Below are 22855 nucleotides of genomic sequence, written 5' to 3'. Positions count from 1 at the left end.
GGCTTGTAGAACGGCGGCATTAGCGTGCAGGTTCAGGGCGCCACAGCTCGGTGCGGGGCTCTGATCGTGCATGGCCATCTCGAACTCGACAGCCCGGGTCCACCGGCTTCGAGCCGAGATTCATTCATCGGGCTATTTCGCAGAGCCAGATCACCAAAGGGACGAAGCCATGAGCGCAAACGACAAATACGGCGAACATAGTAAAGCGGCCCAGGCTGTGCTTGACGGCACAGCTATCGATCCAACCGAGGGAGAGCTTTCAGAAGCGCCGTTCCTCAATCGGTGGGAGGTGGTGCGGGATGCCTTCGGCTACACGATCCTTTACGGCCATGTCGCAGGACATCCGACCCTAGAAGGACCGGCGATCAGGACATCGCCATTGCTCAGGCTGAACGTCTCGGCAGGCTGGGCGCGGACCTGTTCAAGGTTCTATCGCCTCGGCGCTCCATTGGGTCAAGCAGGATCCGTTGCCCGAAATGCCTTCCTGGTCGCCGCGCCAGCCAAGCGCTATCACGGGATGACTTCGGATGAGGTGGGGTCTGGAATCCAGCGCAACCGCGAATTGATCCTGAAATCGCCACAGCATTTCAGGTGGCGATGACCACGTTGATCTCGTGAGCACAGTGCCGGCTACTGTCGTTCCGACTCCGCTGGCCAGGTCACGGCGCCATGGCTTCCGATCGATCCGATGGAGTCCCGGTAGCATTCTGTCTCTGGCGCAACTACAACTTAAAGCATCGAGGTCATCATGACACAGTATCTACCCGGCGACAAATCAACGGCGATATGCTGGAACTGCGAGATGCTTGTCGCCACGACATTCGTGCGGTGCGACATACCTTTGAGCGACATGTCCTGCACCGTGCGTGGCGTGGTGGCTGCGGTTTGCGATACGTGCGGTAAGGTCGTCGCAGTGCCGGCGCAGAGCGGCGGTCAGATAACTCAGGCCATTTCCGGCCCGAACCCTGTGAAGTCGGCAGAGGAAGTCCTCACGGCTGGTAAGCAATAGAGCACCGCGACTAGGCAGAGCAATATTAGAAGGGTGGTCCAAGGCCACGCACATGTCATGGCCACCGCGACGCCGTTGGCCGACCGTGTTGCCCATGGCCTTCAATCTGAATGCTGCCATTCTCGTCCCGGCTGAAAAACGAGAGCAGGCATCATGGGGCTATCCTGGCCGTTTCAAGAAGCCTCCAAAGGCATGGCTGCGATCTTGCCGGGCATGCAGACCGATATCGAACTCAACCAGCCAGCAACCGGGCGGCGGGTGGTGATCGACACCAAGTTCACGGAAATCTTCACGGCCTCAACCTACCGTGACCAGATCCTGAAAAGCGGATATCTGTATCAGCTATACGCCTATCTGCAGAGCCAAGAGAGGCTCGACGATCCGGGTAGCATGACAGCTGAGGGCATGCTTTTGCATCCACAGACAGGCGGGACGGTTGATGAAAGCATGACTATTCAGGGACACAGGCTGCGCTTCAAGACGATCGATCTGATGGATGTCCCATCGAGGTTCGAGATGAACCTGAGGGAACTGGTTTTGTAATAATCAGCTAAAGGGTGGAATGCGAAGGGGCCGGAAATGGCGAGCAGACCGTGGCGCCGGCTAAGTTAGGCTTGAAACGCTGGGGAGCATAAGTGACAGTCCGATGCTACGGCGTTCAGCCCGCGGTTGAGGACCGGTTCGGACCACTTGGGAATGTGACATTCCTGTATAATGCCGAAGGACATAATCGAGAATATGACGATCGAACGTATTTCGTTGCTTCGGAATGTCGGACAATTTGACAATGTATCGTCTGGCGCACTGGTCCCACTTACCCCTTTCTCGGTGATCTACGCTGAGAACGGTCGCGGTAAGACGACGCTATCCGCCATCCTGCGATCTCTCGCATCGGGAGATCCATCCCTGATCCAGAGCCGAAAGCGCCTGAGGGCCCAGCACGAACCCCACGTGGTAATTCAGTTGTCGGGCGCACCAGCGATCTTTAAGGGCGGCACATGGTCAGCGACGGAGTCTGAGATTCATGTTTTCGATGATGCATTTGTTGCCGAAAACGTATGTTCCGGGATCGAAATCGAAACCAGCCATCGTCAGAACCTGCACGAGTTGATCCTCGGCGCGAAGGGTGTGGCTCTGAGCAAAGCACTTCAGGGCCACGTCGAACGGATCGAGCTGCACAATAAGGATCTGCGCGCAAAACAGGATGCGATCCCGGTGGCGGCCCGCGGCCCGTTTAGCGTCGACGCCTTCTGCGGCCTCAGCCCAAACAAGGACATCGATAAGGAGATCGAGGACGCCGAGCGCCGGCTGGCGGCGGCCAAGGCCGCAGGCGCAATCCACCAGCGCGCGGCGTTTCAGACCCTGACCCTGCCTGACTTCGACCTCGATCGAATTCGCGGCGTGCTGGCCCGGAGCCTTCCGGACTTGGAGGCCGCAGCGGCTGCTCTCGTAAGGGACCACCTGCGGAAGCTCGGTCGAGGCGGTGAGAGTTGGGTCGCTGAGGGCATGCCTCGGATAGGGGCGGCATCAGCGGGGCTTGATCACCAAGCGTGCCCATTCTGCGCCCAGGACCTCGCAGGTTCCACTCTGATCCCGCACTACCAGGCCTATTTCAGCGATGCTTACAGTCAGCTGAAGGCCGACATTCGAACCATCGGCCAAGAGATCGCCGCCGATCATGGCGGCGAGGTGATGGCCGGGTTTGAGCGATCAGTTCGGGATGCCTCGGAGACCCGGGATTTCTGGAAGTCCTTCACCCCGATCCCTGATATCCACGTCGACACCGCCGCGGTCGTCCGAGCATGGACAGCCGCCCGGGAGAGTGTTCTCGAGATCCTGCGGGCCAAGGCAGCGTCGCCGCTGGAGTCCCTGCAGCTGTCCGACCAGGCTGTTGAGGCGGTCGGCGCATTCGATGAACAGCGGAGGTCAGTCGCCGAGGCGTTCGATAAGTTTCTAGCCTCCAATGAGGCGATCAAAACGGTGAAGGAGCAAGCCGCCTCGGCGGACGTGTCGGCTCTGGAAAGCGACCTCGTGCGCCTCAGGTCGATCAAGGCTCGCTTTGAGCCGGACGTAGCGACGAAGTGCGACGAATACGTGAAAGAGAAGGCCGAGAAGGCAAAGACGGAAACGGCCAGGACGAAGGCCAGGGAAGCCCTCGACAAATACCGCGAGACGATTTTTCCGGCTTATGAGGTCGCCATCAATGCCTACCTCGCGAAATTTAATGCGGGGTTCCGGCTAGGATCGGTGACCTCAGTCAACAACCGGGGCGGCTCAGCCGCCAACTACCACGTCGTGGTCAACAACGAGAATGTGCCGCTGACGGCTGACGCTGGCCCATCGTTCAGAACGACGCTGAGCGCGGGCGACCGAAACACGCTCGCCCTCGCCTTTTTCTTCTCATCGCTGGTGCAGTCAGGCAACCTAGCCGACAAGATCCTCGTGATCGATGACCCGATGACCAGCCTGGATGAACACCGATCGCTCACGACCATGGAGGTCATGCGGGAACTGTATGACCAGGTCCGGCAGATCATTGTGCTGTCGCACTCGAAAGCCTTCCTTTGCGACCTGTGGGCGTCGGCTGACAAGAATGGCCGGTCCTCGGCCCGGATCGCTCGGTCGAACCCGGGCTCTACGATCATGCCATGGGACGTCTCAGCCGACGCGGTGACCGAGCATGACCGGCGGCACAAGCTCGTCCGGAACTATCTGCAGGCCGCCGATCACACTAAGGAGCGCGAGGTTGCCGCCGCCATACGGCACATCCTCGAAAGCTACATGCGGGTCGCTTGTCCCGCGCACTGCCCGCCCGAGCGCCTCCTCGGGAACTTCCTGATTGAGTGCGAACAGAAGGTCGGCGGACAGGACGAGATACTGTCGGACGCGAACGTGAAGGAACTGAAACAGGTCCTAGCCTATGCGAATCGTTTCCATCACGACACGAACCCGGCCTGGCAGACCGTTTTGATCAACGACGCCGAGCTCGTGGGATATGCCGAGCGCACGCTGAGATTCTGTTCGAGAACTTGATCATCCCAATACTCGATTGGGGTTTCTTAAGCGTCATCACGTCGCGTGGCCGTCGCATCGACAGTCGTCCCACTGACTTATCGGCCTCTCACCTAATTGGCCGACGTGGCCAAAGCACAGATGCAGAGATTGGTGTATTGAGGTCTTGCGGACCCGAACTTTCGGATGGCAACGTTCACAAGCTGATCGATTGATTGCCTGTGGCATTATGCGGGACTCACCGGCTCATCCGGCGCATGTGGCCCCGGGACAAGACCGGACGGAACCATCGACGATGCCTTGTCAATATGGTCTATCTGGTCGTCGAAGAAGATATGAGCGGGTTGATTTTCACCCACAATAGAGCCCGATAGGCGCATAACTTTCACTGAGAACTGAGCCATGTGAACCTTCCACCAAAGCGGTGAGCGCCGGGGGCAACGGCGTGATCTACATTGCACTTTTGAACATCATCCGACGCATGCACTTGCGGCAGAAGCTGTCGATCTGTGAGATTGCCCGGCTCATGGCCGTGTAGCGCAACACCGTGAGCGAGCATCTGGCGGCGAACACGATCAAGTCAAAGTTCGCGATGCCGGTGCGGTCGAGCAAGATTTCTGCTCGGATCACAGAGCCGCTTTGCACGAGTTGCGCACCACCGGATCTGCGATCCAACCCTCCAGCGGGTCCAGATCGGGCGGAGCGCCATAACCCGATGCGCGGTGCGTCCATGCCCATGCGGCCTGCACCGCACACAGGAAAGCGTCCAGCCGGTCGCCTGTCGGGTCATCGGCCAGTGTTTCAATCCCTGATGCCACCAGGCCGTAGGGATTTGATGAAACGCTCAACCGCTCAATAATCTGTTGGCGCGTGGCCATATGCGTGGTGCTCTGTTTTGCGCGCGTGTCGTTTTTGTAGCTGGCGCCTTTTCGCTCCAGCAGATTGCGGGTGAGAATTCCCGGATAGGCCTCAACGATCACCCGTTCGGGATCGCCATCTTTCAGATGGGGGATCATGGCGGGGCTGTCGAGCAGCCGTGGCGCCCCTTCGAAATACATCAGACCGACCGGAACACCGTAGAGCTTCTGAGGGCTGATGGCGCCAGTTACCACATCCACGGCGCGACGATGTTCTTTGTCGCCCACAGGACGCGGCGCCCGATAGGCATCCAGTGCGGCCCGATACCCCGGTCGCCCCAGGCCAGCGGCGTAGCGGGTGTAACCTGCCCAGTCGTCTGGCCAGCCAATGGTTTCGATGAAGCGGCGAGACTGGCCGAATGGAAAGTCGATGCCCGCGATCCAGCACCCCTCTCTATGCAGAAATGCCTCGAACGGGGCAAATGAGGTCCAGCGCTCTTCGGCCAGTAGATGCAGGACCGTCCCGTCAAGGCGACAACGCGCCAGGGTCAGTGGTTTTGACCGACCGGGGCTGCTGGTGAAATCAATACCGTAAATATCCATTACGAATCCGGTCTTACGCCTGCGTTCAGGTCAATGCGGTCACAACGCCCTTGCGATAGGCGGTGCAGTGAAATCACGCTTCAAGCGAAGCACGTCTATCGCCTTCATACCCCATTTGCCTTGCTTGTTCTGGTTTAGGATCGCCTTACCTTGGACGTAATCTCCGGTCTCCAGGTTTTGGCCGGATATCAGCCCGGGCGGGATAAAAATGTCGCCCCCTGTAAAGCCAAAGCCTCTGTCGGTCACTTCGATGTAATCAAGGAAGTCTTCGCACAATCCGGGGGGGAGCGGCTGGTTGCTCGGTTGGATCGAGAGAATGCGTTTTCGGGTTCCCTTGGGTCCATGATGCACGGCAAGGCGGAGTGCAACTGGCATGCCAACCTCCGGGCGTCCCGGGAATTCGGCAAGTGGCGCCGTGCCATCGACCTCGCGCGAGGCAATCGCGTGGAGGACGGATTTCGCGAGGTTCACGTTGTCGATCACACCGATCACCTCGGGCGCGGCGTCCATTGGCGCTCCTTCCGGGCGTGGCCTGATGCGATGGATTGTCAGTCGATCCTGTCCGGGCTGAGCATGCTCATGCTGCACGGAAACCGGAGCACCGTCTTTTAGACTGCGTAAATCGGGATGAGCGGCAGAAAGGCTGGTTTCCAGCGCGACCTTCCCTTGGCGAATATAGATGCGTCGGCGTTTGCGCGGTTTTTGTCCATCCTTTGCCGGGATCTCGAATATATCACCGACAGAAGCAATCACCCACGGCAGATGCGAAAATAGCAGCGCTTCGGCAGGTTCGGTGAAACGCTGATAAAAGGCGCGATCCGCAGCCTTGGCCGTGGCGCCACAATACCAGTTGGTATTTTGCAGGGCCTCGGCTTCGGGCAGGGATTTGTATCCCTTGGTGGTGCGATGGGCCTGAACGCGATCCACCTCGGCGCGGGCCTCACTGGGGTGATGCGCGCCAATGATGCTTGCAAATTTGATCCGCAGCTTGCCGACAAAGTCATCATCTTGCGAGCAGCAAAGCGCCCTAGCGTAGCACGCCGTCTGCAGATCCGGGTTTTCGGTTTCCAGATCCCCGAGCAAATCCCATGCCCAATATTCGCTGGCCTTGGCGCGGGTGGTTTTTATTGCATGTTCGCGCGCCTCGGCCAGTCTTCCCAGGCCACGCAGCAGTTTCACATAGCTGTGTTCAAGCCAGATGTTTTCGGTGAAACGCCTGCGTGCGTCTTCAAGCAATGGCAGGACGAATTGCATATCCGCCTTCTGACCGGCTTTAGTCGCTTCGGAAGCGGCCGCGAGAACTGTGGTTTCAAACAGGGCTGGCCAAGGTTTGCCTGTTTGGTCAGGCCGCACCTCGAAATCCTCCGGCGCGAACTGGTCAAGGCCCCAGAGCCGCAGGAAAGGCAGTATTTTCAGGCTATCCGCTTTCGCCAAGCGCAACGCCTGTTGAAGTATCGCGCTATGCAGACGGTTCGGGCCTTTCAAACCAAGATCGAGGTAGTTTTTCAATCGGCGCTTTGTGCGCTGCACGGCGGAGGGGGAGGGTTTTTCCTCGCCCTCAATGCGCAGATCCGCAAGGATCAGGCGGAAGATGTCCCAGCCCCAGGATTGACGGTCGGCCAAGGCTAGGTTCTGATGCCGTGCAAGCCCTTCGTAGACGGCAACGGCATCGGCGTGCCGGCCCTGTTTGCTGAGGTCTTTCGCCCGACGCAAATCCTGAGCCCCGGGTTGCGACAGAGCCAGCGCCTTCTCGCGGTGCTCGGCCAGAAGGGCGTTTTCCTGCGGCACTTCAAAGGCGCGCAGTTCGGCCAGACAGTTGGTCAATTCCTGCGTGTCACCTGTCCCGGCCGCCCGCTTCGCCAGCGCGATGACGCACCAAGCCCACGCCGCGCGGTCCCAGTCATCTGCTTCTGGGGCCGAGATGAGTTCCGCAGCCATCCGGTAGGCAAGATCCAGATTGCCCGCCTTACGGATGGCATTGACCTCTTTCGCGGTGGTCATAGCTGAACCTCGCTGGCCAAAATCTCCTCGACATCCTGTTGCAATGCAATCAGGCTGGTCGAGGGATTGCGGTCCGGCCGCACCGGCGTGAAGCGCTTAATACGGTCTCTGCCGTCAAACCAGATATCGATGGTGACCGGGTCCTCTCCACGCGCCAACTCGTAACGCAGGTTCCAATCATATTCGGTCAAGCCGCTCACACAGATGCCCCGCTTTGCGAGGGCGTCAGTGAAACTGTCGTGGAGGCTTCGCAGGAAAGGCCGGCCCGGGGGCTGAATCCGGCTCGGCTCGGACACAACAGCAGGCTTCTTGCCGGTGATGGGGGCAAGCAAAGGTTGGAGCATTTCCCAAAGGCGCCCGGGGTGCGTGGGCGTGAAGGCCGAGACCGTGAAATTTCCCTTCCAGGAAATATCGACGCGCTCTTCGACTGCACCGTGCTTGAAATAAAACGCCGCCCGATAGGGATAATAGGCGATGTCTTCGATTGTGATGTCGCTTTCCTGAAGGCAGGTCGTTACGCGATCGTGCAGCGCCTCCTTGAAGAGGCTTTCGGGTGAGCGCTGGGGTGCGCTGACATCACGGGTCGGACTTGCGGCGCTTCCATCCGGGATAACGGTTTCTGTGGGCGGGGCATCGGGGCGCTCTTTGGTCCAGCCGGGGCCAAGGACGCCCACTATCGGTTCCGGCGGGTCGACCATGTAAAGTTTGCCACTGGCCCGCGTCATGGCAGTATAGAGCCAACGAAAATTGTCACGGTTGCGCGGATCGCCTCTCCACGGGGCTTTTACAAAGACATGGGACCACTCGCCGCCCTGGGCCTTGTGGCAAGTCACGGCGTAGCCGAATTTCAGCCGCAGGGCATTGAAGTAGGGGTCCGACTTCAGAACCTGGAGGAACTCATCCGGATATCGCCGCCGGTCCAGATCCTTGTGGCGCGTGGCAAAATCGACGTAGAGTGCGCGCAATAGGTCCGGGTCTGGCGAACCATCCGGCCCGTGCAGAAAGCCATCCAAGATCTTGACGCCGAAAGCCATGTCATCCTCAGCGGGATTTACCGGCGAAAGGCTGACATCGCGGAAGCTGAGCGCGACATCGATAGTCTCGACCTCACCACTCTCGATGTTCCTGCGCTTCAGGGGAACCGATCTCCGTTCGATCACCGGCTCTGCTGATTTGATGCGGAAAAATTCGCCATTCGCCAACATCCGACCGTTGCTGAACGTGTTCGATGCGGCGATGACCTGATCGCCAGCGCAGACGGTTTCCCTTCCGGGGAAAAGGCGTGCGCGGATGGTCCGGTTGAACAGGGCCGCCTCCGCGTTCGTCCAGGTGACGATCATTGGCGCGTCAACCCCACGATGCTCGCGGATCTTTAGATAAAGTCCCGCCACCTGATCGGTTCCAAGAAGCAGAACATCATCATCATAATCGAACGACAGCCGGCTGAACTGGTCGCTCTCAAGGCTCTCACGCAGCGGCAGTATGTTCTTCAGGATGCTGCTGTCAGCCTTTTGTCGAACAACCTCGGTAAGGGTGTAGCCGGTAACCTCGGCCTGGAAATGCTCACGTAGATAGGACATATCCAGGGCGGGCGAGGTATCCATACCGACAGGCGGCAACTGTGCTGGATCGCCAAGGAAGATCAGCTTTCGACCTGTTCCCGCGGCGTTCAACCCCATAAACCGCACCAGATCGCGCAACAGAAAACCGCTACCGGAGCGGAAAAATTCGCTTTCGGTATAGACGTCCGCGATCAGCGAGGCTTCATCAACCAGAGTCACTGAATTGATGGCCGTCGCGTTCACGGCCACTTTGGCGATGATCTTGTAGGTTTGGTCTGCTTCACCGTCTTCATATGCGATGTCCTTGTAGTCATAGATAAGGCGGTGAAGCGTGCCTGCCGCCTGTCCGGTCTTGCCCGCAATGATCTGCGCGGCACGCCCGGTCGGGGCCGCAAGGCTGAATTGCCGTCCCTGCGCCAGAAAATACTGGGTCAGCCCAGATGCCAGGAAAGTCTTCCCGGTTCCCGCATAGCCGCAAAGCAAAAAGACATTGGCGTTGTCGTCTCGCAGGAACGCGTCAAGTGCGGCAATTGCACGGGTCTGATCTTCGTTCAGCGGCCGATCGAAAGCATCTGCCAGCGCAAGCTTGCTGCGCATTGGGGGAATATGGGGATCGATTTCTTCGGAAAGCCTTGCCGCCTGATCCGAGACGCGCAGCACTCGCTCTGCCGGGAACGCAACGATATTCTCGCCATGGGGGCCGGAGCGAAGCCCTGCCGTGGCGCGCACAAGCATATTCAGGGGTTTTGACCAGTCGAGATCGGGGAGCAGGAGGCGGCACAGCCAAGGGCAGATCGTTGCTGCATCTTCCAGCAGATCCAAGGCCTGCTGCACGGACACCGCCCCGTTATGTGCGGCCTTGTTGCCTAACAGCCTGATCGCGTGGAATCGCGTCAGGATGGCAGGTGGAGCATAACCGTCCTCTTTCAGCACCTGCAGCCGTTCGAATTGTGTTGCGGTTTCGGTCAGGGACAGGCCGATATAGGCATATAGTTCTTCAACTATCCCCTCGCACAGGCCGCGCAGGCGCATGGATGCGAGATCTGGCTCGGATGTCGCAAGTCGCTCGGCATCAATGGCCGACTTGAAAAGGCGTTCATTGATCAACAACAGGCCAGCGAAGCGGCTGTCGAGAGCCTCGTCCGTCAGATCGCGCATATGAGTTTCCCTCGGACGCCCAGCACGCGCGCCGTTATTCCAAAAGTGATGTCAGGAAGAGCCAAGCTTGGGTCAAAATTTAGACTTCATTGCGGTATTCTGGCCAAAGCGGGTGTATCGGCGCGCAAACTTGGGTCGCGCTAATCGGCACGCAGATCGTCAACAAACTCGGACATCGGTGCGATACCGGTGAGCAGTAAGCAATCCCGTGCTCTAGTGCAGGCGACATAAAGCAAGTGACGTTCGGTCTCATAAATCGCTTCAAGATCAGCCTCATCTGCGACAGCCGCGATGCGTTCAGCTTGGGGGATTACGTCATCATCGCATGCGATGACTGCCACGGCGCGAAACTCCAACCCCTTGGCAAGGTGCATCACACAGATCGACACCGTCCCGTCGGACACTTCTGCAGTATCGCCAAGCTCGAGATGTTTCAGCCCCGCCGCTTTCACTGCAGCCCGTGCGCGAGGGAGTTCAGCCTCTGACCGGACGAAAACCGCAATTTCCTCGGGCTGAAGTCCGTCACAGATACGGGCCTGCAGCCATGCCGCGACCTTCGTCGTCTCTTCACCTGCGTCTTTGCACTGCTGGATCAGCGGCGACGGGCCATCAAAAATCGAAACTGTGCCACGCCGCGTTTCGCTATTCCCATCCACATCCCAGATAGTGGCCGGCAGTAACTTGTCGGCTGCCGCTCGGATCTGATGCGACGTGCGATAGTTGATCCGCAATGTCGAAGACCGGCCGCGCACATCAATGCCCAGCATCTTCCATGAGAACGGCTGCTGGAAAATACGCTGGCCGATGTCGCCGGCAAAAAAAAGTCCATCCTGCCTGTCACCGGCAAGCGCCGACAGAAACCGCGCCTCGGCAACGCTGAGATCCTGTGCCTCATCGAGCACCGCGAAGTCGTAGGGGCGCGTTTGCCCTGAAGCAATCGCCTCCGTCACGCGGCCAAATACATCCGACCATGTGACCGCTTTTCGCTCCGCAAGACCGGCACGCACCTTCTCGAAGATCGCCCACAGAACTTCACGCTGCTTGCCGCCGATCCGGGTTCTGCGGCCAAGGCGCGCGACATCACGGTAGTCCTCCCAAGTGCGGACCTGCCAGGCATCAACTACATCCTCCCACTCGCCCAACAGAAACTGGGGGGTAAACCGGGCGCCTTCGGTGTCAGACGCGGCCTTTGAAAGAAGCGAACGCAGCAGCGAGGCATTGGCAATGTTCGGTTGCCCTTCTGTTCGGTGCCGGTTACCCGGCGAAATGTGTTGCCATCCTGGACCAGCCAGGGCGCGATATGTTCGTGTCCCTTCGGCGTCAGCACGAATGCCGTGCCATCTACCGCAATCACCTCGTCCGCATGCAGCGAACGCATGATGGCCCGGTCGGGATAGACCCAGCCCTCATGCACGCCGAGGCCCTTCATCGATAGCCGGGGGCCGAAGACCTCTAGGTAGGCAACTAGATAGGCGAGATTGCGGGTCGTCGCGCTGTCATGGGTGGTGTCTGCCTCATACCACCAGCCGATATGAGCGGCGTCATGATTGGGCAGCTTGTTGTGGGTCTTGTTTGTCGAGGGATCCTTGCCGTCGATGAGAAGGCACCATTCCTTGAGCGTTTTGCGGAAGCTGAAGAACCGAGGTCTCATTCGATCAACATTCCTTGACGTGCGGGGCCTGCACCCAGGGTTTCCAGCAGGCGGTCGAATTCTTCCTCCATCTGGTAGACGGCAGTGAATTCGGCGAAAGCCCAGCGGCCAAAGCGTCCGAGATTGTTCACGCCAGGCACCCAGTAGGTGCGCATGGTGTTGGCCTTGTCCTTTGCGTCCTCGCCCCGATAGCCCTTGACCTCTACGATCAGGTTCAGCGGTTCCGACTGGCCATCATCCACCTGCACGATGAAATCCGGGATGTAGCGGCGCGGGGTGGAGCCATAGAGATATGGCACTTCCAACCCGAGGTTCTGGTTCTTGACGTAGGAGATGACCTTGGGATGCGCCTCGACCACGCGGGCGAGCTCTGCCTCCCAGTCGCTGTCGCAGATCACCCAGTTGACGTGGGATCGCGCGGCGTCTGTCTGCCAGCGCAGCTTCTTCGAGGTGGTGAAGTTGACGTAGGAGGTTGATCCGGTCGGGTTGTAGGCGTCGAGGATCGCCTTGACCGGACGGTTTCCTTCCAGCGTTTCGGTGATTGCCGCCTTGATCCGCTCGCAGGCCATGTCGGCGATCTCGCGATAGAGCACCTGGGCCGGGAATGTGCCGGCCTGGCATTTAAGGCAGGTGTCGATCCATTGCCGCGTGACCCGCTTGAGATCACCGAAGAGGTGCATCTTGGGCTCATCACCCGGATCGCGGTATTTGGTGTAGAGCAGCCGCTCCGTCAGCCTGAACATGACGGTCGAGGCGCGCATCTCGCCCAGGTGTTCCAGCGTGAGATCGACACCCTCTCCGATGATGCCCTGATTCTTGGTGACCGACGGACCGACGAGATCCGGGGTCAGTTCCAGCACATGATCAGGGCCGAACTTGGCGTCGAGCCGTTCGTTCTCGAGTTCGACCCGATACCCTTCGACGCGGGGGAAAGTGATTTCCAGCGCATCGCGTTCAGGTTTGACGGCATGGACACGGATCGTGTCAGCAGGTGGTTGCGGCGGAGAGACAGTCGGCTTGGCTGCGAAGTCGAATGGGATTCCGAGGACGTCGGCGTATTCGACGTTGAACCGACCCTGCTCGTTCAATTCATAGGACTGGCGGCGCAGAGCCCGGCCCATGACCTGTTCGCACAGAAGCTGTGTTCCGAAAGCGCGCACGCCTAGAACATGGGTGACGGTATTCGCATCCCAGCCTTCGGTCAGCATCGAGACCGAGACGACGCAGCGGATCTGCTCGCCCAGTTTACCCTTGCGACCGACCGTGTTCATCACCTCGCGCAACAGGGTGGATTCGTCGATGTTGTCGCCGGCGGTCATGTCGCCTGTCCGTTCGACCAGTTCGCGTTTGAATCGTTCGATCTCGTCCGCGGCCATCGCGCGGAAATCCTTGTCGAGAGCATCGCCGGATTCCAGCTGCGCGCTGTCGATCAGGATCGAGTTCGGCCGGGCAAGCCGGTTGCCGAAGTCATCATAGTTGCGGAATAGCGCCAGGCGGCCGTTTTCCAGCGTGGTCGAGCCATCGTCATTCTCGCGGTCAAAGCCCGAGATGTATTTGTAGACCAACTCGGACGTGGCCGTATTGTTGCAGACCACGATGAAGACCGGCGGGACGCCGATCTTCGCGTCTTCCCAAAGCTCGAAGGTCTTCTCGTAATGGCCGTAAAGCGCATCGAGCGCCGAAAGGAGTTCCGGCGGCAAGCTGAGGGGGTCCAGCGCTTTGCCCCCCGACCGGCCCTTCTTCGGCAGCTTTTTCCCGATATGGTCCCAAAGATTGCGGAACTTTGGCGTATCGCCGCCGGGCACGTTATCCGCCACTGGCACGCGCGGCAGCTTTACAATGCCGCATTCAATCGCGTCCATCAGGGAGAAATCGCTCATCGTCCAGGGGAAGAGCGTCCCTTCTACATAGCCTGAACCGCGCAGGAAGAAGGGCGTGGCCGAGAGGTCGTAAACCAGCGACACGCCCAACTTGCGTTTCAGCGCCTCAAGCCCCGAAATCCACATGCGCGCAGCTTCGTTCTGCTCTTTGGCCTCGGCCTTCTCGTCGCCTTTCAGATCCGCCTCGGTCTCGCCATCGGCATCCTGGACCCGCTCGCGATAGCAGTGATGCGCTTCGTCGTTCAGCACGACGATGTTCTTCATGCCCATGAGCTCGGGCATCACGCGCTGCAGCATCTGGCCGTCGGATTCCAGGGTCTGGATTTCTTCACCCCGCCAGCCAGCCAGTGCCGTGCGCGTGCCCCTGTTCAGGTTCATCCGCTCACGCAGTTTGAAGGCGTGATAGTTGGTGATGACGATCTTCGCCTTGTCGATATCGCCCAGCATGTCGGCGGGGACGATCTCTCGGTTGCGATAATAGCTTTCGGGGTCATTGGGCAACAAAACACGCAGCCGGTCACGGATGGTGATGCCCGGCGCCACCAATAGAAACCCGCGTGAGAAGGTCTTGCTGTTCGGATGCCGCACTGCGTTGACCGTCTGCCAGGCAATGATCATCGCCATCACCGTAGTCTTCCCCGCGCCGGTCGCAAGCTTCAGCGCCAACCGCAAGAGCTCGGGGTTGGCTTGCGCGTTGGCACCTTTCAGATGTGTCCAGAACTTGGCCGCGCGCGGCCCGAGTTTCGGCGCGACCTCGGTCAGCCAGATCGCGGTCTCGACGGCTTCGACCTGGCAGAAGAACGGGCGCACCCCCTGGAACTGATGGTGACGCCAATGCTGGAGGAGCCGGGCCGTCTCAGGCGTGACCATCCACTGGTCGGGGTTCGGCAGATTGCGCCAATCCTCAACGAAACGCCGCACCTCGTTGATGATCGGCGTCGGATTATACTCCTGGATGTCCGACGAGATCCCGTCACCAGCGTGCAGGCCGAGGCTACCCTGCGTAGCCGGCGCCTTGCGCTTCTTGGGCTTCGGCACCGGGGTGATGAGGTCGGAGCGCCGACGGCTCTCGAGAACCTTGCTGGTCGGCTGGCCGTCGTCGTCCAGTTCCCAATGTCGCCCGGGATAGTCGTATGGGGAGTTCAGGATCGGCTGCTGAAAGAAAAGGTCGGTCATCTGAATCCCAATAGTATCTGAAGGACAGTGCCCCCTCCCAGAGAGAAACTATCTGGGAGGCATAGGCACCCCAGCACTTTTGCCCTTGTTTGCGAAGGGAAATCAACAACAGAGCGAACTGGGGGCAACGATGTCGTGCCCTTCTCCATCCACGCAACAGATGTCTCGCCGGTAAGGGAGTAGAGATTTTTCTGGTTTTCGTTGCGGGCGGCTCATGAAATTGTTTTTCCGGACATGCGCGGCGGGAACAGATCCATTGGCCGACCTCGGCGAGAACGACCTCGACTTCATCCATTGGGATGATCTGGCGCGACGGCTGCCGCCGGAAGGCGTGTTGCGCCGTTTTCCGACTGAGGAAGCAAGGCTCGAGCGTCTCGTTGCGGTCCGTTGGCCGGAGGAGATCAGTTGTCCGCGTTGCAGCGCGCCAAACCCTTCCAGAATACTGACACGCGGCACATACCAATGCCGGAAATGCCGCAACCAGTTCTCTGCGACGTCTGGCACCTACCTTCATGGAAGCCGGCTGAGCCTCGCAATGTGGTTTCAAACTGCAGAATCAATGATCAATTATCGCGCGCAGGTTCCACGCCACAACATTCCCGCACATGCTCTTTCGGACATTTTGGGGTGCGCATACGTCACCGCTCGTCGGGTCATAAAGCTGGTAGACGGTGATATCCGGCGAGCCGGAACAAAAATTTTGAGCACCGCAATATGCGAAAAAACAGCTGATGCACCCCGTCCAGCTGATGAACTCCGTGATTATCGCCCCTTGATGGAAGGTCAGGCTACCGCGCAGCACGACAGCTGAGCCAAGTATACAGCGTGTCCACCTGTATGTCAGGCGAGGCTATAGAGCCACAACCCATTGCGGTCTAATATGAACTGAAGCGGACGGTCAGAGAGAACTGTTCGAGCACATACCGGGAAAACGAGTTCAGGAGGGGAAGAGAAAAATTTTCTTGGGCTGTCAAAATTTCAAAACGCCAGTTGATGGCGGCTTCGAAAAAAAAGCCATTCGCGCGAGAGGAATTTCGGTAAGTCAATGAAAATAAACGGAATATTGACTCTTGGTGGTTGGCGTGACAATTCGCCGTCATCGCAGCACCGGAGATAAACGTCGACAGAGATACGCTGAAAAGAAAAGCGCGCACCAAGAGGCGCGCGCTGAAAGGTGGGGCTGAGATCGCCCTGTATCGCTTGTCATCATAGAGTTTCACAAGAAGCCAGACAAGCCAGATCTCCGCTCCTTAACAAAATTCAAGCCCGCCGGTCCTCCGGCTGGGGACGGAGAAGTCATGTCTGAATTCACTATCGAGCATGATCGCTGGAATACTTCGCTTGCAAAGCTGCCGAAAGCACCGCCGATCAAACTGGGTGACATCTACGGCGTCTTGCCATTTGACGGTGTTCGCAATCCCAGCTCCCGCAGCTCTGTTTCGCACAAAGTCTTCATGACTTACAAAACAGAGGCAAATGATTGGAAACCCAAGGTCGGAATGATGGAAAGTGCGGCTGAGGCCGCAGTTGGATTGCAGGCCCTTATCTCTCCGGAACTGTATGATCTTAGTTTTCAACCCGAGACAGTGCGCTATATCGATGAGGATGGCGCTAGAAGAAGTTATACGCACGATATTCTTTTGACATTCCGAAATGGTTTCAGGCGACTTGTCTTTGTGCGCAATGAAACAAGTCTTGCGAAGCCCAAAACCAAAAGGCAAATCGAAGCCGTCGCAAAGGTTACGCCTGGGCGCTCCGCCGACGATATGGTCGTGGTAAATGCGCGGGATTACAGCCGCCAGCGCCGTGAAAACCTGTTCCGTATGCATCTGACGGTGTTCAATCCGGATCCTGAGGCGGATGAGATCACGCTTGAGGTCGCGCGCCGGCTGAAGACGCTTTATCTGATGAAAGACCTGTTTCCGCGTGTGCCTATCAAACAGCATCGAGTCTTCAGCGCCTGCTACCGGCTTGTTGCCCGTGGGGAAATGCTCGCGAACCTTGATCACCTTCTCTGGGAGCACTCGAGGATTGAGGTCGCCAAATGACGGTTGTCCCGAAATTTGATCTGGCCGCGGGAAGCAAGCTCACGATCCTTCACCGTGATGTTGTTCTCGTCTCTGACAGTGAAGAGGGCTATGAATTCTGCGCTGTCGACACGGGCGAAAGCCTTTTCGTGCCTTTTCTTGATTTCGTGAACTACATCAAACTGCCAGGCGTAAGGATTGACGCACAACTCCCTGTAACCGGTAACAGGTTGCAAGTTCGTCTTGGTGGCGTTCGCACCTCACAGAACTTGCCCGAAAACCAGCGGGAACATGCTTCGTTTCATCTTGCCATTTGCCAAGCGATCAAATTGCTTCGCGACAAATTGAGGCGAGAAACTGGAGATCCCAAGCTCGAACTTTCGATCAGGACGCTCGATCAGTCTAAAAAACGAAAGTTTATCGGAGATGTCGCCCAACAAATTTTTGGAAAGAAGATCTATCTGCAATCTAAGCGCGGCGGTAAAGGCACCACATGGACCTTGTATAAGGGGAGAACACTCGCCCGTTACATGGCAATTTATGACGGCCTTCACCCTGATGAGGACCCGCTGGACGCGCTTATTCCGCTGGATCATCTCAAAGGCAACTGGCTTGCGCGCATCAACGACCGCGTGAAAGTGCTGATGACGCAGGCTTGGGATAAGTTTGGTCTCGACACAAAGTCTCCTGCAATTTCAGACGTAATGCGCTTCGCGAAGGTGCTAATCAGAGAAGATAATGCCTTGCGTGCCCGAAACGATCTTCCGCTGTTGCAGGAGCCGAGCGAATCCACGCTTCGGGCGCATCGTGACTACCTGCTCAGCCCTACCGAATACATGCTCGCGACCAAGGGCGAGCGATTTGCAAGGAACAAGCGCGGCCGTGGCAGCACTGATATTCGGGCATTGTTTGTCGGTGAATATGTTGAGGTTGACGAATGCCACGCCTCTCTCGTCCTTTCAGCTAAAATCTACGGGCATTGGGAGGGCCTCGCCCCCGACTTCAGGGGGAAGCTCGAGGAAATTGACAAGGTCATCCGGGAGAGGCTGACGATCCTTGTGATGATCGATGTCGCCACCCGTATGCCGCTGGCGTGGGTCATTTCCGATAGGCCGAAGGCGGAAGCCACGCTTGAGCTCTTCAGGATGGCGACGCGCGACAAAACTAGGGAGAAGCTCAAGTATGGCTGTTCCGGCGAGCCGGTCGCTGCAATCGGCCTTGGCCATGTCAAGAATGACAACGGCCCCGGCCTGAGGAACTCAACCTGTGTGTCCGCGCTGATGGGCGTCGGGGCCATGAACACCGTCGCGAGGGCCTACAACTCAACCGACAAACCCTATGTCGAGCGGATGTTTGGCATCGAGGAATCCGTTCTTCTCAGGATCTTGCATGGCTACACAGGCCGCAAGCCCAATGATTTGCCGGGATATGACGCTACCGCAGCCGGGGTGCTCGATATTGATGAGCTTTACGGGATTCTGACGCGGTTCATGATCGATGCATACCCGTCGATGCGGAACATGGGCGTTGGGATGGGAGGCCGTCGCCCCTATGAGGTTTACAAAGAGACTGCCGAAACGCGCGGTTGTGTTCGCCCTATCGACCCGAACATGCGCCGTATCCACTTAGGTTGGGAGGAGGAGGTCACGCCCACCGACGAGGGGGTGCGCGTTTTTTCCGGCATCTGGTTCAACTCGGATGAGTTGCAACTCGCTATCGACAACATGCGCCGCAAAGACAGGAAGGTCAGGGTTTTCATCGACCCTGATGACATGTCACGGGCCACGGTTCTGGTCCCGGGCGAACTCGAACCCATCGAGGTCCATCTCCAGATGACGGCCTTCGCCTCTTTGACCCTGGTCGAGATCCTCGACCTGATAGCGGCATGGCGTCGGGAAAACCCCAGGCTCACCGAAGTGCATGATGATCGGGTGACGCGGTTCTTCAGGGATACCTATCAGATGATGAAGACCATCGGCGTGGAGAGGAAGCTCCCCCGCAGTTACAGCACCATCGGTGAATGTAGGGCAAAGGCAAAGGCGGTGTTCGCCGGCGCGCGGGTCCTTCCCGGGCGCGTGCTCCAGGGCACCACCGCGCCGGAAGACATCACCCGGATCGATGCCACGGAGAATGTGTTCCAGATCGGCGATGCCGACAGCCTGATCGAAGGCGAGCTCGCTGATCCGGATGCCGCCGAAACCCAGCTCTCAGTCGATTCGGATCTGGTTGCCAACTCTCTGCCGGACCTCGCTTCCGAACCCAAACCCAAACCCAAACCCAAACGGCAACGTCAGTCCAAGTCCAAATCGGCAGCGCCGACTCTTGGCCGCCCCGTCAACATGAAGGAGCTCGAATGACTACGTTCGTCGACATGGAAGTGGTCTCGGTCCGCGCGCCGTTGCAATCCGGACATTACCCCTTTCCCAGGGCAAAATTCCTGCGGGAATCTCTGATCCGCTGTGTGACCGACTATTACACCAAGGCGGCCTCGTGCAGGGAGTTTGAAGCACGCGGGCTTCTCGTCACTGGAAAGTCTCGGGTCGGAAAGACCCGCGAGCTTCAGCGACTGGTGGAGCAACTGAACACCTCCAACACTCTCATGCCGGATGATCGCCCGGCCCGTTTCGTCAGCTGCACGCTCGTCGGCAAAGCCAACTGGCGAGAGGGAGGGAACACGGTGCTCGAGGCACTCGGGTATCCTGCCGATGGTCGGAGGGACGCTGGTTACATTTGGCGGATGGTCCGTCGTCAGGCAAAGGAGGCCGGCGTCGTTGGTCTCCATATCGATGAGGCCCAGCATATGTTCACCGATACAGGTGAGGCGGCGAACCGCGCGATGCTCGACAACTTCAAGTCCCTGATGAAGGATACGACTTGGCCGATGATGCTGGTCCTTTCCGGCGTCCCTGATCTCGCTCGTCACATAGAGAAGGACCGCCCGACCGAGGATCGCCGGCAACTCCGCTTCCTTATGACACCGGTTCATTTCGAGATGATCAACCCGGACGAAGATATCGAAGAGATCAACACCTTGGCATACAGTTATGCCGACAAGGCTGGGGTCAATTTCGATGGCCTTTCTGAGCCTGACTTTTTAGAAAGGTTGATCCACGGATGCGCGTATCGCTGGGGCCTCGTGATTGAGATGTTGATCGAGGCGTTCACGATCAGCGCTATGGCAGGCGGCAAGGTCGCCACGCGGGAGCATTTTGTGAAAGCGTTCGCTCAGATTTATGGCCTGCCAGAGGGCTACTCGCCTTTCACCTTGCCCGACTTCCGCGAGAGCGTAGATCCTGAAAAGCTCATGGAAATGCTCGACCGCGACCGCTGACCAAGATCAGATATCCGGACGAAAAGTGGCTCGCCCTGTGCGGGCCTTTTTCATGGCCGAGTGCTGGTTGAGGCGTGCATACTTATGCCGTGGGTGTGCATACTTATGCTGCAGAGTCGAATTGACAGGCAGATAACATACTGAAAACAATTAACAAAACAAGATTTAAAACTGAGCGAAATGATTCGCTGTGCATCCTTATGCTGGATTGGCACAAGCGTCAACGTAGCATAAGTATGCACGTTTGAGGCATAAGCACGCACACCCCCGTCAAGAAGAATCGACCTATTTCTCCGAAGACCCCGCTTAACATACAGTAATCACTTATAAATTATGTGATCTAATGAGGCTTGGAGCCGAACGTCGTATCCGCAGGGCGTGCCTCCGCATGCGATCTAAGGATCCCTTCCACATCACGGCGCAGCCAGATTGGGCCTACCGGTTGTCCGTCCAATGTGAACTGTTGTGCTCCGGCGGTCGAATGTCGGGGGCGTATTTCAAGAGATCAAAACTTTTCGGCTATCGCGGCAGATCGACCGATTTCGCGCGCGGGGCGCAAGCCCGTGACAGTGCGGGCGAAACATCGTTTACTTCAGGCAGGGATCACGGGGGCGTCTGGCGCATGAGGCCCTGGAACGAGGCCGGACGGAACCACTGAGGAGGCCTTGTCGACATGTGCCGCCTGGTCATCGAAGAAGATATGGGCACCCATAGCTTTCAGAATGGGAGCCTTGCTGTTCCGGCCCACGAAATGCGCCTCATCGGCGTCTGCGCCCCAAGACCGTAAAGTATGGATGGCCCGCGCATGGGCTGGAGCGTTACGGGCAGTGACAACGGCAATCCGCACTTTGCTCACGCGGCTCGGGTTCATATGTATCGCCCTGAGCATGCTGAGCTTTCTGAAGAACCCTGCGAGCGGACCAGGCTGCATCGGCACCTGGGCGTTGTCAGCTTCATGGGTAAGGAACTGTTCCAACCCGGACCTTGCATAAATCGCATCGGACTCCGGGCCGAAAATGACAGCATCTCCGTCGAAGGCGACCCGCAATTCGCCGTCGTCTAGGGCATCACCCAGGTCAGGCGGGCGTTTCCGCAGAAGTGCCGACGCGGCGCCACTTGCGGCCGCGGACCTCACATCTGTTTCATCGTTGGAAAGAAAGAGGTCGATCCCCCAAGCCGGCAGGTAAGGGGCGAGGGATCTGCCGCTGGTAAAGCTGCCATGCCGGATCGGGAGACCGTAAGCCTTCGCGGAAGTGAATGCCCGGAGCGACAGGTCTGGCGAGTTCTTCGACATCAAGACGACTTCGACATAGGGGCTGGCAGGATCTTCGTTCAGCGCCAGAATCCGCTTTATGGTCTGGAATGCGGCACCTTCTCCGAGGATATCCTCCTCGTGCTCGCGTTGATACTTCACATAGGCATCAACGCCCTCGTCGCTGAATATCCTGTCCTCCGCATCCAGTTCGAACAGAGAGCGGGTAGACACGCCAATCCGCAAGGGATGCGCTTGCAGGTAGGCTCGAGCTTCAACCGGATCCATCCGCCCTCCCAGGCTGCTTCTTTGCTATTCATGGGTATATCTGCCGCGTAGATCTGCGTTTGCAACCCTCGTGTGGCTTGCCGCCAGACCTTTGACGGTCGCGTTCATGATGACTGCGTGTTGATTTCCACCCAGAAGTGACCCGGGGGGATGCGGACAAAACCTTGGACTGGTTTCACGGCATGAGGCCGAGGCTTTTACGGTATTCGATTGGGCTTCGATCACCAAGGGACATCTTGATGCGTGTTTCGTTAGCCTGCGATATCACCGTCGTCTGTCTCGATCGGTGTGTCATCGATGTTTCTAGCGAGGAACCGAAGCCCTTCAGCATCTTCGGATTTGGTGACGACATGGACCTCGTGTCCGCAATCGCGGCAGAACCTGGTTGGATACAGGCGATTTCCTGGAGCATCCGGATCCTCGAGTTGCCCCTCGAACATGACAGTTCGAGGAGCCTCAGTCAGCGTGGTGTGAATCTCCCCCGCGCCAGAAATGAACCGATGAAGCTTGAATGCAAGGAACGCGCCTGATGCTGCCCCGCCACGGTCAGCCTCGGGGAGGCTCACCCGTGTCAGGAATGTCGAAAACACATCCCGACAAACCTCCGGCAAAACACCGCTGGCCTCTGACAATCTGGCCACCGCAGCGCCAAACGGTGTCGGTTTCTTTCGGGTAAGTTCCTGGCCATCTTCCAGTCCGATTTCGAGCTCGGCCCAAACGGCGAGGGGATTCGACCGTAGATCGTTATCTGTCATCACGTCTGGTAGCGGTGCGGTCAAAACTGATGCGAGGCGTGGCCGCACCAAATCGAGGGTCAGCCCATCATCTGTTGCCCTCTGCAATGTTTCATCTATGACGGCGTCCGGACCGATCGTCGCGCCGAACAGCCGTGTCGCAACTGCCGCTACGGCTTGAGCGCGGCTTTCGCCCGAGCCTTCGCTCGCCATTGTCGCCGAAGTGCCTATACAAATCGGTGCTTTAAGAGGCACGCAGCGGCTCCGTAGGCGTCGAACAAGAATCGCCACATCCGCCCCTTGCCTTCCTCGGT

16 protein-coding genes are annotated in these 22855 nt (G+C 58.2%); 7 read left to right on the top strand and 9 right to left on the bottom strand.

The window, feature by feature from the left end; translation table 11 throughout:
- The first annotated feature begins 169 nt into the window (after positions 1–169).
- The 3 genes from DRF71_RS16050 to DRF71_RS16035 all read left to right on the top strand — a co-directional run bounded on the left by DRF71_RS16050 (position 170) and on the right by DRF71_RS16035 (position 4042).
- A complete protein-coding gene (locus DRF71_RS16050; RefSeq protein WP_112311566.1) occupies positions 170–601 on the top strand; it encodes a DUF6634 family protein in 432 nt (143 codons plus the stop codon).
- 600 nt (positions 602–1201) lie between these two features.
- Positions 1202–1552, top strand: coding sequence for an McrC family protein (locus DRF71_RS16040; RefSeq protein WP_157971119.1), 351 nt, complete (start codon positions 1202–1204; stop codon positions 1550–1552).
- A 195-nt stretch (positions 1553–1747) separates the two neighbouring features.
- Complete coding sequence (locus DRF71_RS16035) at positions 1748–4042, top strand: AAA family ATPase (RefSeq protein WP_112312113.1); 2295 nt, start codon at positions 1748–1750, stop codon at positions 4040–4042.
- A gap of 429 nt (positions 4043–4471) precedes the next feature.
- Here DRF71_RS16035 and DRF71_RS16025 read toward each other — a convergent pair whose 3' ends face one another.
- From DRF71_RS16025 to DRF71_RS16000, 7 genes are all read right to left on the bottom strand, one after another.
- Positions 4472–4633, bottom strand: coding sequence for a hypothetical protein (locus DRF71_RS16025; RefSeq protein WP_157971118.1), 162 nt, complete (start codon positions 4631–4633; stop codon positions 4472–4474).
- A 14-nt stretch (positions 4634–4647) separates the two neighbouring features.
- On the bottom strand, positions 4648–5481 hold the full coding sequence (locus DRF71_RS16020) for a DUF429 domain-containing protein (RefSeq protein ID WP_112311561.1): 834 nt from the start codon (positions 5479–5481) through the stop codon (positions 4648–4650).
- Positions 5482–5520: 39 nt separating this feature from the next.
- Positions 5521–7482, bottom strand: a complete 1962-nt coding sequence (locus tag DRF71_RS16015) for a DUF7017 domain-containing protein (RefSeq protein ID WP_112311560.1) — start codon at positions 7480–7482, stop codon at positions 5521–5523.
- Entirely contained in the window at positions 7479–10202 is a 2724-nt protein-coding gene (locus DRF71_RS16010; protein WP_112311559.1) for an ATP-dependent DNA helicase, read from the bottom strand. Before DRF71_RS16010 ends, DRF71_RS16015 begins: the two co-directional genes overlap by 4 nt.
- Positions 10203–10342: 140 nt before the next feature.
- Positions 10343–11344, bottom strand: a complete 1002-nt coding sequence (locus DRF71_RS16005; protein ID WP_232831551.1) for a 3'-5' exonuclease — start codon at positions 11342–11344, stop codon at positions 10343–10345.
- Positions 11323–11853 (bottom strand): hypothetical protein, encoded by a 531-nt coding sequence (locus DRF71_RS28690; RefSeq protein WP_232831550.1) that lies wholly within the window; start codon positions 11851–11853, stop codon positions 11323–11325. The genes DRF71_RS16005 and DRF71_RS28690 overlap by 22 nt, the downstream gene beginning before the upstream one ends.
- A complete protein-coding gene (locus tag DRF71_RS16000; RefSeq protein ID WP_112311557.1) occupies positions 11850–14909 on the bottom strand; it encodes a BPTD_3080 family restriction endonuclease in 3060 nt (1019 codons plus the stop codon). The genes DRF71_RS28690 and DRF71_RS16000 overlap by 4 nt, the downstream gene beginning before the upstream one ends.
- A gap of 256 nt (positions 14910–15165) precedes the next feature.
- Between DRF71_RS16000 and DRF71_RS15995 the strand changes: the two genes are divergently transcribed.
- The 4 genes from DRF71_RS15995 (at position 15166) to DRF71_RS15980 (ending at position 20267) form a co-directional block, all read left to right on the top strand.
- Positions 15166–15720, top strand: a complete 555-nt coding sequence (locus tag DRF71_RS15995; RefSeq protein WP_157971117.1) for a transposase — start codon at positions 15166–15168, stop codon at positions 15718–15720.
- A gap of 487 nt (positions 15721–16207) precedes the next feature.
- Positions 16208–16957 (top strand): hypothetical protein, encoded by a 750-nt coding sequence (locus DRF71_RS15990; RefSeq protein ID WP_112311555.1) that lies wholly within the window; start codon positions 16208–16210, stop codon positions 16955–16957.
- Positions 16954–19293: a DDE-type integrase/transposase/recombinase gene (locus DRF71_RS15985; protein ID WP_112311554.1), complete on the top strand. Its 2340-nt coding sequence runs from the start codon at positions 16954–16956 to the stop codon at positions 19291–19293. Before DRF71_RS15990 ends, DRF71_RS15985 begins: the two co-directional genes overlap by 4 nt.
- A complete protein-coding gene (locus tag DRF71_RS15980) occupies positions 19290–20267 on the top strand; it encodes an ATP-binding protein (RefSeq protein ID WP_112311553.1) in 978 nt (325 codons plus the stop codon). The genes DRF71_RS15985 and DRF71_RS15980 overlap by 4 nt, the downstream gene beginning before the upstream one ends.
- Positions 20268–20859: 592 nt before the next feature.
- Here the strand turns inward: DRF71_RS15980 and DRF71_RS15975 are convergent.
- Both DRF71_RS15975 and DRF71_RS15970 read right to left on the bottom strand, forming a co-directional pair.
- Positions 20860–21807: a 5'-nucleotidase gene (locus DRF71_RS15975; protein ID WP_112311552.1), complete on the bottom strand. Its 948-nt coding sequence runs from the start codon at positions 21805–21807 to the stop codon at positions 20860–20862.
- A gap of 251 nt (positions 21808–22058) precedes the next feature.
- Complete coding sequence (locus DRF71_RS15970) at positions 22059–22796, bottom strand: hypothetical protein (RefSeq protein WP_198672241.1); 738 nt, start codon at positions 22794–22796, stop codon at positions 22059–22061.
- Positions 22797–22855 lie beyond the last annotated feature (59 nt).

This window comes from Pseudogemmobacter bohemicus (assembly GCF_003290025.1).
Lineage (GTDB): Bacteria > Pseudomonadota > Alphaproteobacteria > Rhodobacterales > Rhodobacteraceae > Pseudogemmobacter > Pseudogemmobacter bohemicus.
This window is presented reverse-complemented; position numbering and strand designations above follow the sequence as displayed.

Bases quoted from the DNA above. Each gene is read 5' to 3' on its own strand.
- DRF71_RS16015 (WP_112311560.1), bottom strand. From the start codon at position 7,482: ATGACCACCGCGAAAGAGGTCAATGCCATCCGTAAGGCGGGCAATCTG.
- DRF71_RS15985 (WP_112311554.1), top strand. From the start codon at position 16,954: ATGACGGTTGTCCCGAAATTTGATCTGGCCGCGGGAAGCAAGCTCACG.
- DRF71_RS16040 (WP_157971119.1), top strand. From the start codon at position 1,202: ATGGCTGCGATCTTGCCGGGCATGCAGACCGATATCGAACTCAACCAG.
- DRF71_RS28690 (WP_232831550.1), bottom strand. From the start codon at position 11,853: ATGAGACCTCGGTTCTTCAGCTTCCGCAAAACGCTCAAGGAATGGTGC.
- DRF71_RS16035 (WP_112312113.1), top strand. From the start codon at position 1,748: ATGACGATCGAACGTATTTCGTTGCTTCGGAATGTCGGACAATTTGAC.
- DRF71_RS16000 (WP_112311557.1), bottom strand. From the start codon at position 14,909: ATGACCGACCTTTTCTTTCAGCAGCCGATCCTGAACTCCCCATACGAC.
- DRF71_RS16020 (WP_112311561.1), bottom strand. From the start codon at position 5,481: ATGGATATTTACGGTATTGATTTCACCAGCAGCCCCGGTCGGTCAAAA.
- DRF71_RS16010 (WP_112311559.1), bottom strand. From the start codon at position 10,202: ATGCGCGATCTGACGGACGAGGCTCTCGACAGCCGCTTCGCTGGCCTG.
- DRF71_RS16050 (WP_112311566.1), top strand. From the start codon at position 170: ATGAGCGCAAACGACAAATACGGCGAACATAGTAAAGCGGCCCAGGCT.
- DRF71_RS15980 (WP_112311553.1), top strand. From the start codon at position 19,290: ATGACTACGTTCGTCGACATGGAAGTGGTCTCGGTCCGCGCGCCGTTG.
- DRF71_RS15990 (WP_112311555.1), top strand. From the start codon at position 16,208: ATGTCTGAATTCACTATCGAGCATGATCGCTGGAATACTTCGCTTGCA.
- DRF71_RS15975 (WP_112311552.1), bottom strand. From the start codon at position 21,807: ATGGATCCGGTTGAAGCTCGAGCCTACCTGCAAGCGCATCCCTTGCGG.